This window comes from Polynucleobacter sp. (genome assembly GCF_040400325.1).
GTDB lineage: Bacteria > Pseudomonadota > Gammaproteobacteria > Burkholderiales > Burkholderiaceae > Polynucleobacter.
On record NZ_JBBAQK010000004.1, the window covers coordinates 14,777 to 28,523 of the forward strand.

The window sequence follows — 13,747 nt, forward strand, 5'->3', positions numbered from 1 at the left end:
TCAGAATGCGTCCAAGCCCTTATTGTAGAGCAGGCAGGGTAATTATTTCTTGGCTCCCTTTGGGCTAGCTGCTCCGAAACATTTAGAATGGAGTATTCCCAAGAATCAAGCTAAAACACCTTAACCACCCTATTTTTCTGAAAAAACATGCCGGAATCCTTATTTAAAGTTAAACGTTTAAGTGAATTGGCCCAATCAGGCCTTTTGAAGGGAAAACGGGTTCTCATTCGTTCCGACTTAAATGTGCCCCAGGACGATGTCGGCAACATTACCGAAGACACCCGAATTCGGGCGTCTATGCCCGCAGTACAAATGTGTCTTGATGCTGGGGCCGCCGTGATGGTGACTTCACACTTGGGTCGTCCAACCGAAGGGCAATTTAAGCCTGAAGATAGTTTGGCCCCAGTGGCTGATCGGATTGCGACTTTGCTCAATCGCAAAGTACCCCTCATTAGCAATTGGGTGAATGGTGGATTCGAAGTGAGGCCTGGAGAATTGGTGCTTCTAGAAAATTGCCGCTTAAATGTAGGCGAGAAGAAAAATAATGATGAGTTAGCAAAAAAGATTGCTGCTCTGTGTGATGTGTATGTCAATGATGCTTTTGGTACTGCGCATCGTGCTGAAGCAACGACATATGGCGTAGCAAAATTTGCACCAGTAGCTTGTGCGGGGCCACTGATGGCTGCAGAGTTAGACGCCTTGAGTAGAGCGCTAGCAAGCCCTAAGCGTCCGCTGGTAGCGATTGTGGCTGGCTCCAAAGTATCTTCAAAGTTAACCATCCTCAAAGTCTTGGCTGACAAAGTCGACGAACTCATTGTGGGTGGTGGTATTGCCAATACCTTTATGCTTGCCAAAGGTTTGCCGATTGGTAAATCTCTGGCTGAACCTGATTTAGTCAATGAAGCAAGAGAAATCATGGAGATCATGGAAAAGCGTGGAGCACATGTACCTATTCCTGAAGACGTTGTCGTTGCAAACGAGCTGTCTCCATTAGCGCGCGCTAATCGTGTTGCTGCTGATCAAGTAGCAGAAGACGACATGATTTTAGACATTGGTCCAAAAACAGCAGCACGCCTCTCGACCATGCTGGCTCACGCGGGTACGATTGTTTGGAACGGCCCCTTGGGCGTTTTTGAAATTGATCAGTTTGGTGGTGGTACCAAAATGTTAGCTGCCGCGATTGCCCATTCCCCAGCCTTCTCCATTGCGGGTGGTGGCGATACGTTAGCTGCGATTGCCAAATATGGCATTGAAAATCAAGTGGATTACATCTCAACTGGGGGCGGCGCTTTCTTGGAATTCCTCGAAGGTAAAACCTTGCCAGCCTTTGCAGTATTAGCTGAAAGAGCGAAAGACTAAATAATGCTTCGAGCAACCAAAATCATTGCCACCCTAGGGCCCGCATCTGAAAAGCCTGAAGTGCTTCGTGACATGATTCGTGCGGGTGTAGATGTCGTGCGGATGAACTTTTCGCATGGCACGGTAGCAGATCACAAAGCACGTCACGATTTAGTGCGCAGCATTTCTGCCGAAGTGGGTAAAGAAGTGGGTATTATGGCTGACCTTCAGGGCCCCAAAATTCGTGTCGGCAAATTTGCTGACAGCAAAATTTTGCTCAAAGAAGGCGATCCATTTATTTTGGATGTGAACTGCCAACTAGGTAATCAAGAACGTGTCGGCCTAGACTATAAAGAGTTGCCCAATGACGTTAAATCAGGTGATCGTCTTTTGTTAAATGATGGTTTAGTCGTATTGCGTGTCGAAAAGGTTCAGGGTGGAGAAATCTACACCCTCGTAGAGCAGGGTGGTCCACTGTCTAATAACAAAGGCATTAACCGTGCTGGTGGAGGTCTTACTGCTCCTGCGCTCACTGAAAAAGATATTAGTGATTTAGATGCTGCGATAGCAATGGGCGTTGATTTCTTGGCGATCAGTTTTCCAAAAGACGGTGCTGATATGGCTTATGCCCGTAAATTGGCGGATGCTGCTAGCGCCAAATATGGCGTTGGTAAAGTGCGCACCATTGCAAAGGTCGAGCGTGCAGAAGCCATCGAACCTGAAGCACTCAAAAGTATTATTGCTGAGAGTGATGGCATCATGGTTGCTCGTGGCGACTTGGCGATTGAAGTGGGTAATCCTGCTGTACCGGCACTACAAAAGCGCATGATTAAGTGGGCACTCGAGGCTGATAAATTCACGATCACGGCAACTCAGATGATGGAGTCGATGATTAATGCGCCAGTACCTACGCGTGCTGAAGTAAGTGACGTAGCCAATGCTGTTCTAGACGGTACTGATGCTGTGATGCTTTCTGCAGAATCTGCTGCTGGCTTGTATCCAGTGCAGACGATTAAAGCAATGGCAGAGATTTGCGTAGAGGCAGAAAAATCTGATCGCGTTAAATTGGACACCGATTTCTTAGATCAAACTTTTACTCGGATTGATCAAACTATTGCCTTGGGCGCTCTATTTACCGCCCATCATTTGAATGCGAATGCTATTGCGGCGTTAACAGACTCAGGATCTACTCCGATTTGGATGAGTCGCCATAATATCCACGTGCCTATTTTTGCATTGACCTCTAAGATTTCGACACAGCGTGCTTTAAGCACCTACCGCAACGTCACTCCGATTGGTTTGGATTATTCCAAAGACCGAGACACGGCTTTACAAGAGGTAGAGGCATGTCTCAAGACATTAGGCGTGGTTAAAAAAGGTGATACCGTGGTATTTACTTCGGGCGAACCCATGGGCGAGCCTGGCGGTACCAATACCCTCAAAATTATTCATGTGAAGTAATCCCATTTATTTATCCATCTCATTAACGTATTCAATCTATTAAGAGAACATCATGGCTTTAGTATCTTTGCGACAACTCTTGGATCATGCAGCTGAAAATGCTTACGGCCTGCCAGCGTTTAACGTCAATAACTTAGAGCAGGTCACTGCCATCATGGAGGCTGCGAATGAAGCAGATTCTCCAGTGATCATGCAAGCATCCGCTGGTGCGCGTAAATATGCTGGCGAAGCATTTTTACGCCATTTGATTTCAGCGGCAGTGGAATCCTATCCACATATTCCAGTGGTGATGCATCAAGACCACGGTCAGAGTCCTGCAGTCTGTATGGCAGCGATCAAGAGTGGCTTTACCAGTGTCATGATGGATGGCTCATTAGAGGCAGATGGTAAATCTGTTGCTAGCTACGAATACAACATTGATGTTTCTAAAGAGGTGGTGAGGTTTTCGCACTCTATTGGAGTAACAGTTGAGGCTGAACTGGGAGTTTTGGGTTCTTTAGAAACCATGAAGGGTGATAAAGAGGATGGTCATGGTGCTGATGGCACGATGACTCGTGAACAGTTATTGACCGATGTTGAGCAAGCCGCTGATTTTGTCAGAGCAACCCAATGTGATGCATTGGCGATTGCGATTGGTACGAGCCATGGCGCTTATAAGTTCAGCAAAAAGCCAACAGGGGATATTTTGGCGATTGATCGCATCAAAGAAATTCATGCACGCATTCCCAATACCCATTTGGTGATGCATGGTTCCTCTAGCGTTCCTCAAGAATTGCTCGCTGAGATTCGTCAATTCGGTGGGGATATGAAAGAAACCTATGGCGTGCCAGTAGAGGAGATTCAAGAGGGTATTAAGAATGGCGTTCGTAAGATCAATATTGATACTGATATTCGTTTGGCAATGACGGGCGCCATTCGTCGTTACTTTATCGAGAACCCCAGCAAATTTGATCCTCGTGATTACCTAAAGCCAGCACGCGAAGCTGCCAAAAGAGTCTGTCTTGCGCGCTTTGAGGCTTTTGGGTGCGCTGGTCAAGCATCCAAAATTAAACCTATCGCATTAGAAAAAATGGCAGAGCTTTACAAGAGCGGTAAGTTAGCTCAGATCGTCAAGTGAGTTAAAGATGCCTGCTTTGTACGCTACCTCTATTAAGTCACTCCCTTTGCTGTCCAAAGGTAAGGTGCGTGATGTTTATGCGCTAGGTGATGACAAGCTGCTCATGATTACGACTGATCGCTTGTCCGCATTTGATGTAGTGATGGGTGAGCCCATTCCAGAGAAGGGTGTTGTACTCAATCAAATGGCAAACTTTTGGTTTGATAAGTTAGCTGCCGTGATTCCTAATCACTTAACTGGTATTGATCCAGCATCGGTAGTCGCTGCTGATGAGGTGTCGCAAGTGACAGGTCGTGCAGTGGTCGCTAAACGTCTTAAACCGATTATGGTTGAAGCAGTAGTGCGTGGCTATTTGGCTGGGAGTGGTTGGAAAGATTATAAAGAGACTGGTAAGGTTTGTGGCATACCACTGCCAGAAGGTTTAGAGAATGCTCAAAAACTACCAGAGCCTATTTTTACCCCTGCCGCAAAAGCAGATGCAGGTGAACATGATGAAAACATCACCTTTGATAAAGTGATTGAGCTGATTGGTAAAAAATTAGCCAATCAAATTCGGGAAGTCAGTATTCGTTTATACAAAGAGGCTGCTGAATATGCAGCTACTCGGGGAATCATTATTGCCGATACTAAGTTTGAATTTGGTCTCGATGATGCTGGTCAACTGGTGTTGATGGATGAGATTCTGACGGCAGATTCTTCCCGTTTTTGGCCTGCAGAAACCTATTATGTGGGCTCTAATCCCCCATCCTATGACAAGCAATTTGTACGAGACTGGCTTGAAGTGGCGGTGGTCAATGGGAAGTTGTGGCCCAAAACCGCTCCAGCACCCCAATTACCTGCTGAGGTGATTGAAAAAACTGCCCAAAAGTATCGCGAAGCCTTACAACGACTCACTAAGTAGCCTGACTCAGGGATAATAGAGCCTCAAGATTTTAAAAGCGTGTATTTTGGGCATTTGGAGAGGTAATGATCAAAAAACCATTAGTCGGAATAGTGATGGGTTCCAATTCAGATTGGGAAACGATGCAACACGCCGCTCAAATGCTCGAGCAGTTTGATGTTGCTCATGAAGCTCAGGTGCTGTCTGCACACCGTATGCCAGATGATATGTTCCAGTACGCAGAACAAGCCCAGGCCAATGGTTTGCAAGCAATCATTGCTGGCGCTGGTGGTGCCGCTCATTTACCTGGCATGTTGGCCTCTAAAACAATTGTTCCAGTCTACGGCGTACCTGTAGCGAGCAAATATTTACGTGGTGAAGACTCTTTGTACTCTATCGTGCAAATGCCCAAAGGCATTCCAGTAGCAACTTTCGCCATTGGTGAAGCTGGTGCTGCCAATGCAGCTTTGCATGTAATTGCTGGGCTTGCCTTGCATGATGCAGATCTTGCCAAGCGTTTAAATGAATTCCGTGCCAAGCAGTCTGATACTGCACGATCAATGAATTTGCCGGGATATTAATTACATGGCAGAGCATCTAGAACCCATTTTACCGGGTTCGTATTTAGGAATTTTAGGTGGTGGACAGTTAGGGCGAATGTTTACGCAAGCGGCCCAAGCGATGGGCTATAAGGTTTGCGTTTTAGATCCAGGAGCTGATTGTCCTGCTGGCTCCATTGCTGAAAAATTGATCCAAGCCGATTACACAGATTCTGCTGCCCTAAAGGAAATGGCTTCTCTTTGCGCCTCAGTCAGTACCGAGTTTGAAAATGTACCAGCGCAATCTTTAGATGAGCTAGAGGCTCTAGGTGTATTTGTAGCGCCACGAAGCAGCTGTGTATCTTTAGCGCAAAATCGCGTTGCTGAGAAAAAATTCCTAGCGACTTGGAAAGCAGAAACCAATATTGGTCCAGCACCTTATAGCGTGATTGAGCATGATATTGATATCGAGCAGGTGCCGGCAGATTTATTTCCAGGAATTTTAAAGACCGCACGCATGGGCTATGACGGTAAAGGTCAAATCATTGTTGATGCAGCAGCTGATTTGCCTACTGCATGGGCTGAGCTAGGTAAAGTGCCTTGCATATTAGAGAAGCGCATGGAATTAGATTTCGAAGTCTCAGCCTTGGTGGTTCGTGGTTATGACGATGCAGTAGTGATATATCCTATTGCTCAAAACATTCATCGTGATGGTATTTTACATATCTCTACAGTACCAGCACCATCCCTGAAGCCTATTCAAGAGAAAAAAATTATTAGCGCAGCCAAAGCGCTGATTCGAAAAATTGATTATGTAGGTGTGTTGTGCATAGAGTTTTTTGTGCTCAAGAATGGCGACATCATTGCTAATGAAATTGCGCCGCGTCCCCATAACTCTGGTCACTACACTATGGATGCTTGCATCAGTAGTCAATTTGAGCAGCAGGTTAGAAGTATGGCGCGCTTACCCTTAGGCGATACTCGTCAACTAGCGCCAGTAGCCATGCTCAATTTGTTGGGTGATCTCTGGTTTGAAGGAAATGAAGAGCAAGCAAAAGAGCCTGCTTGGAATAAAGTACTAGCGCATCCTGATGCTAAGTTGCATTTGTATGGCAAGTCTGAGCCACGCATTGGTAGAAAGATGGGTCACATTAATTGTTTAGGTGAGAATTTAAGTGAAGCCCGTCAACATTGTGCTGCTGTCGCTACTGAATTAGGCATCGAACCTTAGTAATGTCTACTGACAAATCGGACAGTACGCCACTGCAATCTTCTGCAGTGATCAATGAAGCAGTGCAAACCTTGCGCGATGGTGGTTTGGTAGCGTTCCCAACAGAGACAGTTTATGGCTTGGGGGCAGATGCTAATAATCTAGAGGCCATTAAAAAGATCTTTACTATCAAAGGTAGACCCTCAAATCATCCGCTGATTGTTCATCTTGCAGCGCCAGATAAATATGATGTAGCGCAAATTGATTGGGCTGCTTTATTAAGCCCTTGGGTACGTGATGTATCGGAAAATGCACTATTACTAGTGAATACCTTTTGGCCTGGCCCTTTGACTTTAGTCTTTCAAAAAGATAAGAGTGTTTTAAGAGAGATCACCGGTGGGCAGGATACTGTTGCCATTCGCGCACCAGCACATCCGATTGCAAAAGAATTACTCCGTAAATTCAAAGGCGGTGTAGTGGCGCCATCAGCCAATCGTTTTGGCAAGATATCCCCTACTAGTGCCGCAGATGTTCGTCATGAGTTTGAAGGAAAGTTAGGGTTAATGGTGTTAGATGGTGGGGATTGTGAGATTGGTATTGAATCCACCATCATTGATTTATCGTCTGGAGATAAACCCATACTACTGAGACCAGGCGCAATTACGCCAAGCGAGATTTTGGCAAAGACCGGAATTAAGGTATATCAAGTAGGGGAAGTAAACAAGACTGATGAAGCAGATCCTCTTCCGAGAGTATCGGGAAGTTTGCTAGCCCATTACGCTCCAACGACGCCTTTACGGCTTTACGCACCAGGCCGAGTACTCGATGCCTTAAGTGAGTTTCCTGATACTAAGTCTAGGGTTGCAGTAGCTGTTTGGGATTCAGAATCTTCGCTTGTCTTGGAGGACCATCCTTCAATTGATGTTGAAGAAGTGATTGTCTCTAGTGATAGCACTGCTTTTGCTAGTCGACTCTATCGTTCTTTGCGAGATTTAGATCAGCAAGCTTGGGATCTGATTTTGTTCCCAGAGCCCCCAGCAGGTGAGGAATGGGATGGTGTTAGAGATCGACTTCAACGCGCTTGTTTTGGTTCGGGACCATCTTCCAGTAGCCACGTCAGTAATTGATCGTGTGCCTCCAAGCCTTTCCAGGCATTGGGATGATTAATAAAAGAAGATACTGCATAGAGCTTTCCAGATTTACTCAACACATAACCTGAGATGGCACGTACGTCGGCTAGAGATCCAGTCTTGATTCTGACCTCAGGTTTTTTCTTGAGATGTAAAAATTTTCGTAACTGAGTCATGAGGCGATTTCTCATAGTGCCATCACTTCCTGCAAGTGGCAGACTGTTATAAAAGATCTCTGATGCTGGTAAGTTTCGAGCTGTTGCTAAGAGTTGATTCATTTGCTCAGCAGAGATAGCCTCATTACGTGATAGACCAGACCCATTTTCAATCACGAGTCCTGGAAACTCTAAACCCATTTGTTTGAGCCAACTCTGAATCACGAGTTCACCATTCTCTGTTGTCGCTGGCTTACCCATTTTCTCAAGTGCTAAGGTTAATAAGAGTTGCCGAGCCATGACATTATTTGAATACTTATTAATATCCTGCACATCATCTGCTAGATTGATGCCTTCAAACTGTAGTAAGAGTCTTGCAGCCAGTGGCACAGTAGCGCTTTTTCCCACAGGAGTTTTTACCCAAGCGCCCCCAGCCTGTTCCCATGCAGCAGTAAAGCCTTGCGTTAAAAAGGTATTGGCATCCAAAGCCACAACGTTGTAGTGAACACCTTTACAGTCATTCGGAAATGCACCCGAAAATTGCGCTATGAGGAGTTGATCTGTTTTATTGGTATTGCTGTTATTACCCATACTTTCTGGATCTAAATTAAAGCGCATATTACTTTTCCAGTTATCGCAAGGCCTATCTACTAACTGCATTTGATTATCAATTTGCAGTTGCGACATGGCAGGGCTATAGCGAATATCAATGAAATCAGCAGTACGAGATTTGCCTATTTGAAACGAGAGTGTTCTAAAAGCATAGAGTAAGGGGTCAGGTGGAACGTTGTATGCCCTTAGGGATTCACCATCAATCGTGTTGTGTTCCATGACGCTAGGTGCATAAGCACTGCGATCAAAAAATAGATTACCATCAATTTTCTGAATGCCAAGCGCTTGGAGGGCTTTCATTAACTTAGCCAATTCTTCCGGAACCAGCTTAGGGTCTCCAGTACCCTGAAGATAAAGATTACCCTTGAGTGTGCCTTGACGAATCATGCCATCGGTATAAATGTTGGTGCGCCAGCGATATTGCGGTCCCAAAATATCTAAGCCACTCAGAGTAGTGAGTAGTTTCATGGCGGAAGCAGGATTCATGGGCTCCTGAGCGCGCCATCCCAAAATATTTTTTGTAGTTTGTTTACCAGTCTTTTGAGGCTCAAGCTCGACCACAGCAATACTGATAGCATTTCTCGGGATTTGGTTGCGATCTAAGCTAGTGATGACAGCTTTAGGGATGGTGTCAATACTGGCTGCATTAGCAATGAGGCAAGCGCCCATCCAAGATATGGCAATAATCCATACAGGTAGACGCCAATGATGCGTTTGGTGAGTTTGCATTCCCGATAGGATAAACCTAAGGGGGGCATCTTTGGCTACTTATAGGGGCTTACGATAGCTAGATTGATAGCTTTTCAGAATCCTGTTTTGTTCTTTCAGTAGTGTTTTGAAGGCAGTCATTCTGATATGAAGTGGACCATCTTCCTCTAATCGTTGGCATTGTTTAATAAAGTCTTGGGCTTTCAGAAGTTGGGCGCCACCTTTTACTTTATGTACCAGGCTTTTCAATTCAGGCTCGCTAAGCGTATGAGTTTGCAGTTGGCTTAGTGCCTCATCATGTACTTTTTTAATTTCCTCTAGAATGCCCCAAATTTGATTTGAGTCGTCTCGCAAGAGATTACTAAAAGCCTCGAATGAGTATGGACTCTCCTGCTCAAGAGGAGGCACTTCTATTGACGTGAAATAGCGCGATAGTTCATTTTCTAGTGTCATCAAACTTAGTGGTTTGATCAGCACCCCATTCATACCTGCTGCTAAAAACTGGTGCCGAGAATCGAGTGCATAAATGTCGGCAGTAACCCCAATGATGATAAGATCCCGATGACCATTAGTGCGGAGATGGAGTGCTAGTTCAGAACCTTGCATACCAGGTATCGATTGATCAGTGAGTACAAGGTCGAAGTGTTTTTCAGTAATGAAATCAAGTGCTGCGTGTGCACTTTCACACACACAAACTTCAATACCTAAAGCTTGTAACTGTAAAGAAATAATTTGCCTACTTGCTGGATGATCTTCTACTACTAGTGCTTGAAGGGTTTGATGTTGAGCATTTTTAGCGACCAACTTTCTAGATCTTGATATTTGTTCGGCACTATATGATCTTGTGTTGGCTGCAATGGTAGTGCGAGGAAATGCTACTGAAAAATGAACATTGCTTCCGCAATTAGGGGCACTTTCAAAGAAGAGTTGACTATTCATTGAGTGGACCAAGTGCTTGGTAATAGTCAGGCCAAGACCCGTTCCCTGCTGCTGTTCGCTGAGGTTGCCATCGGTTTTATTCGGGACTTGCTCAAAGGCCTGCAAGGCAAGCTCGATTTCTTCTGCCGCCATTCCTATTCCTGTATCGATTACTCTAAACTCGATCAGTTGACCTGCATGGTCATCAGCTAAGACGGTAATAGAAAAATAGATTTCACCTTGTTCAGTAAATTTAATCGCATTACTAATAATATTTTGCAATATTTGCCTTAGTCTTAAGGCATCCATCATCAAGACCTCTGCAATCTTAGGATCTTTTGAGGTGTGAAGTTGCAATTGGTGTTTGATAGCAACTGTCGAGAATGCAGAATCGATCTCATCGATCAAATTATTTAAGTTGTAAGGCTCTAGATTGAGAGTGAGCTTACCTGCCTCAATTTTGGAAAGGTCTAGTACTTGATTCAGAATACCTAAAAGAGACTCTGCCGATGCATGGGCACTGCGTAATAGGGGCTTTTCACTGGAGGGAAATTGCTTGCTTGTTAGAAGTAGCTCTTGAACGCCCAGAATGGCGTTCATCGGTGTACGAATCTCATGACTCATCGTGGCCAGAAACGCTGACTTTGCAGCGTTGGCTTTTTCTGCATTTTCTTTAGATAAAATCAGCTTTGCAGTTTCTTGCTCTTGAAAAGATTGCTGACGCTGGAGTCGCCAAATAATGAGGGTGCCACTGAATAGTAGAGCCAGAGCAATGGTCCAAGGAAACATAGTCTCCAATGCAGAATCTCTAGACTCATCAGGACGGAGGATATTTGGATCTAGAGAGAATAGCTGGCGCGATTCGATTGGATCAAGGGATTTTAAAAATCCTCCTAAGATTCTATGTAATGACGCATCTTGATGACCAATCAGCCAGCGATAAGGGAAAGGGTTTCTGCTATAGAGGCCATCAAGTGCAATTTTTCCATTACCTACTTGTGCAATATGATGTTGAGCTAGCCTGATGGGTAACACGAGCGCATGAATATTATTGCTCAATAAATCTGCCAGTAGTTTATCGGTGTGGCTCGAAACAATCGCATGTGCTTGATGTTGAGTTGGAGGCTTTTCAAAGCCGCGATCAAAATAAGCGATGTTAGAGGGATGAACTGGATTATTTACCTTGGACGCTGTTGTCAGGACGACATCATGACCCCAAAAGATTGCTTCCGAGAGGGCGCCAAATTCTAAGAATTGCGCATCTGCTGGTGGGTCAATAATAAAATCTACTTCCCCATTGGCTAGTTGCTGTAAGCCTTCCTGATCCGTCCTTCTCCAAGTGGGAATAAATTCTTGTTGAGTTCTTTTGCTCAGTTGAGATAGCAGGGCTCTAAAAACCCCCATTTCTTTTAGATCTTTACCTGGTTGAAGAAAAGGCGCATATTTTTCATGAATACTAAAACGTACTACTGGATGTGCATCGATCCACTTTTGCTCAGATGACCCTAGTGTGCTCGCCTGCACAATACTATGCATGAGTAGACAAAAAATGAGGCTAGCTTTACAAGCAGATCGATGCATTGCAGACTTTAACTTTCGATAATGTTATTCATACGACAAAACAAAATCAGGTCAGCAATATTATTAATTCCCAGCTTATCAAATACCCGTGTTTTATAAGTAGCTACTGTCTTATTGCTGATATGCAGTATGTCGGAGATTTGTTGGTTGGTACTGCCCTTACCTAGATATTTCATGACCTGTAATTCTCGATCAGAGATGAGCGCTAGCTTGTCATTGTCACTTAATGAACTATTCCCATTTTTGCCATGAGTGAAAAAGTTATAGCCTTGAGAAATGGCAACACAGGCCGCCAAAATAACATCAGCACCAGCGGTTTTATTGACAAAGCCATGTGCTCCAAGGGAGCGCACTCTACCGCCATATACCGCCTCATCAAGGCTAGAGAGTACTAAGATCCGAATCTCGGGGTACATTATTCCAATTCGACGAATCACATCAAAGCCATCCGTTTTCGGCATGTCAACATCAAGGATCAGCATATTAGGATTAACTTCTTTGATAGATCTTAAGCACTCCTCTCCATTTTGGGCTTGCCCTGCAATTTCAAAGAGCAATTGATCTTGCAACATACTTTTTAGCGCCATCAGCATTGCTGGATGGTCGTCTACCAACATTACGCGTTTTCTCATTACTAGTCTCCGTTTTGGTTTGATTGTGGATGAAACGAAAAAATAGCTTTAGCAATTCGGCTGTCATTAATGTGCAGCATTTGATGGCGACTGATGGGCGGCATCATCAAGCCGCCGTAACAGTGGTCAACTTGCATCAAGCTGGCATGACTTAAATCTTTCACCAAAGTTAAATTGCTGGCATAGATTTGAGTCCTGGCATGTTTGCAGTTTCGTATTTGTGATATGAGTTCAAGCGGCAATTCTGGTTGACGACATTGCGTCATATCTATATGAAGTCCTTCTATTTCTAATTCTTCTGCCCATTTCAGTTCTTCTGCGCTGCCACTAAACTGCAACAAATGAATGAGCACTCCAAGACGGCGTAATCGCAATAATCCCTCTTTACTGCTGCCTTCTAAATGCGCCTGGGGAAGAGATTGAATTCCAAGGGTCACGAGACCAACTGGAAGACGAGAATTGAGAATCAAATCGGATAAGGCGTCAATATATTCACTGGACGCTAAAGCGTGGGTCGGAATGGGTAAGATCCCAGGAATAAAGCGACCGCTGCGATACCAGTAGGCAATGCTATCTAAGCCTTCCATGAATAAACGCAGTAATTGCATATCCGAGGCATTCATTAATGGTCTGAATAAGGATCCGGTCAGTTTTGTGCCCTTGCAGTTAAAAATAGGTTCATGGCCAATCGCTTGTCGTTTAGACCAGGATTGATGTTCTTCGAGGGCTTGACTACTTAAGCCAAGCCACGGTTCGCCACAGGCGTCGCGTACTTCTTGGAAGGGTTTGTTCTTCCATGCCTTTACAAGCGTGTACAGCCGGGATTTCGGGCTCATCAGCATTCTCCAATCTGTGACTGTCCAGTCTAGGCAGGACGGATTGGAGCGGTAAGGGCTTAAGGCTGATTTATCTGTAGGAAAAGACCTACCAACCTGTCTTCAGTATAGAGAGGGCTTAAATCCATAAATAATTTATGGTGATCTGCTCTTGAAATCGCCAGAAATAGACCTATATAATCAGCACTCTCTACATGCGAGTGCTAAGAGTGAGTTTTAGGATTATTTTTTCTTAGCTTCCGTATGAAGAGTTTATAAAGCATTGATTTATATTGGTTTTTTAATTAGTTAACACTTACTAACATAGGAGAAGGAATGAATCTGCGTCCTTTACATGATCGCGTAATCATCAAGCGTTTAGATCAAGAATCAAAAACTGCCTCTGGAATAATCATTCCTGACGCTGCCGCTGAAAAGCCTGACCAAGGCGAAGTATTAGCAGTTGGCCCAGGCAAACGTGATGACAGCGGTAAATTAAATCCACCTGACGTCAAAGTTGGCGATCGCGTGTTATTCGGCAAATATGCAGGTCAAACAGTCAAGGTCGAAGGCGACGAGCTTCTCGTTATGCGCGAAGAAGACATCATGGCTGTTGTACAGAAGTAATTTTAGTATTTAAGAAAGGAATTC

12 protein-coding genes are annotated in these 13,747 nt (G+C 44.6%); 8 read left to right on the forward strand and 4 right to left on the reverse strand.

Features of this window, described 5'->3' with window-relative positions; translation table 11 throughout:
* The first annotated feature begins 147 nt into the window (after window positions 1-147).
* From ABWP14_RS04600 to ABWP14_RS04630, 7 genes are all read left to right on the forward strand, one after another.
* Window positions 148-1,359 (forward strand): phosphoglycerate kinase, encoded by a 1,212-nt coding sequence (locus ABWP14_RS04600; protein WP_353201814.1) that lies wholly within the window; start codon window positions 148-150, stop codon window positions 1,357-1,359.
* 3 nt (window positions 1,360-1,362) lie between these two features.
* Window positions 1,363-2,799 (forward strand): pyruvate kinase, encoded by a 1,437-nt coding sequence (gene pyk, locus ABWP14_RS04605; RefSeq protein ID WP_353201815.1) that lies wholly within the window; start codon window positions 1,363-1,365, stop codon window positions 2,797-2,799.
* A gap of 52 nt (window positions 2,800-2,851) precedes the next feature.
* Window positions 2,852-3,916 (forward strand): class II fructose-bisphosphate aldolase, encoded by a 1,065-nt coding sequence (gene fba / locus ABWP14_RS04610; protein ID WP_028818383.1) that lies wholly within the window; start codon window positions 2,852-2,854, stop codon window positions 3,914-3,916.
* Window positions 3,917-3,923: 7 nt separating this feature from the next.
* Window positions 3,924-4,817, forward strand: coding sequence for a phosphoribosylaminoimidazolesuccinocarboxamide synthase (locus tag ABWP14_RS04615; protein WP_353201816.1), 894 nt, complete (start codon window positions 3,924-3,926; stop codon window positions 4,815-4,817).
* A 65-nt stretch (window positions 4,818-4,882) separates the two neighbouring features.
* A complete protein-coding gene (gene purE / locus ABWP14_RS04620) occupies window positions 4,883-5,377 on the forward strand; it encodes a 5-(carboxyamino)imidazole ribonucleotide mutase (protein ID WP_353201817.1) in 495 nt (164 codons plus the stop codon).
* A gap of 4 nt (window positions 5,378-5,381) precedes the next feature.
* The gene (locus tag ABWP14_RS04625) at window positions 5,382-6,566 is read left to right on the forward strand and encodes a 5-(carboxyamino)imidazole ribonucleotide synthase (protein WP_353201818.1); all 1,185 of its coding nucleotides are present in this window, start codon (window positions 5,382-5,384) and stop codon (window positions 6,564-6,566) included.
* A 2-nt stretch (window positions 6,567-6,568) separates the two neighbouring features.
* Window positions 6,569-7,672 (forward strand): L-threonylcarbamoyladenylate synthase, encoded by a 1,104-nt coding sequence (locus ABWP14_RS04630; RefSeq protein WP_353201819.1) that lies wholly within the window; start codon window positions 6,569-6,571, stop codon window positions 7,670-7,672.
* Here ABWP14_RS04630 and dacB read toward each other — a convergent pair.
* Genes dacB through ABWP14_RS04650 form a run of 4 tightly spaced genes read right to left on the reverse strand, consistent with a single transcriptional unit; the run spans window position 7,618 to window position 13,117 of the window.
* Complete coding sequence (gene dacB, locus ABWP14_RS04635; protein WP_353201820.1) at window positions 7,618-9,171, reverse strand: D-alanyl-D-alanine carboxypeptidase/D-alanyl-D-alanine endopeptidase; 1,554 nt, start codon at window positions 9,169-9,171, stop codon at window positions 7,618-7,620. The two genes, ABWP14_RS04630 and dacB, sit on opposite strands and share 55 nt — an antisense overlap.
* 39 nt (window positions 9,172-9,210) lie before the next feature.
* Window positions 9,211-11,604 (reverse strand): ATP-binding protein, encoded by a 2,394-nt coding sequence (locus tag ABWP14_RS04640; RefSeq protein WP_353201821.1) that lies wholly within the window; start codon window positions 11,602-11,604, stop codon window positions 9,211-9,213.
* 53 nt (window positions 11,605-11,657) lie between these two features.
* On the reverse strand, window positions 11,658-12,281 hold the full coding sequence (locus ABWP14_RS04645) for a response regulator (protein WP_353201822.1): 624 nt from the start codon (window positions 12,279-12,281) through the stop codon (window positions 11,658-11,660).
* A 2-nt stretch (window positions 12,282-12,283) separates the two neighbouring features.
* Window positions 12,284-13,117 (reverse strand): diguanylate phosphodiesterase, encoded by an 834-nt coding sequence (locus tag ABWP14_RS04650; RefSeq protein ID WP_353201823.1) that lies wholly within the window; start codon window positions 13,115-13,117, stop codon window positions 12,284-12,286.
* Window positions 13,118-13,432: 315 nt separating this feature from the next.
* On the opposite strand from ABWP14_RS04650, the gene ABWP14_RS04655 reads away from it, so the two are divergent.
* Window positions 13,433-13,723, forward strand: a complete 291-nt coding sequence (locus ABWP14_RS04655) for a co-chaperone GroES (RefSeq protein ID WP_216257163.1) — start codon at window positions 13,433-13,435, stop codon at window positions 13,721-13,723.
* The last annotated feature ends 24 nt before the right edge of the window (window positions 13,724-13,747 follow it).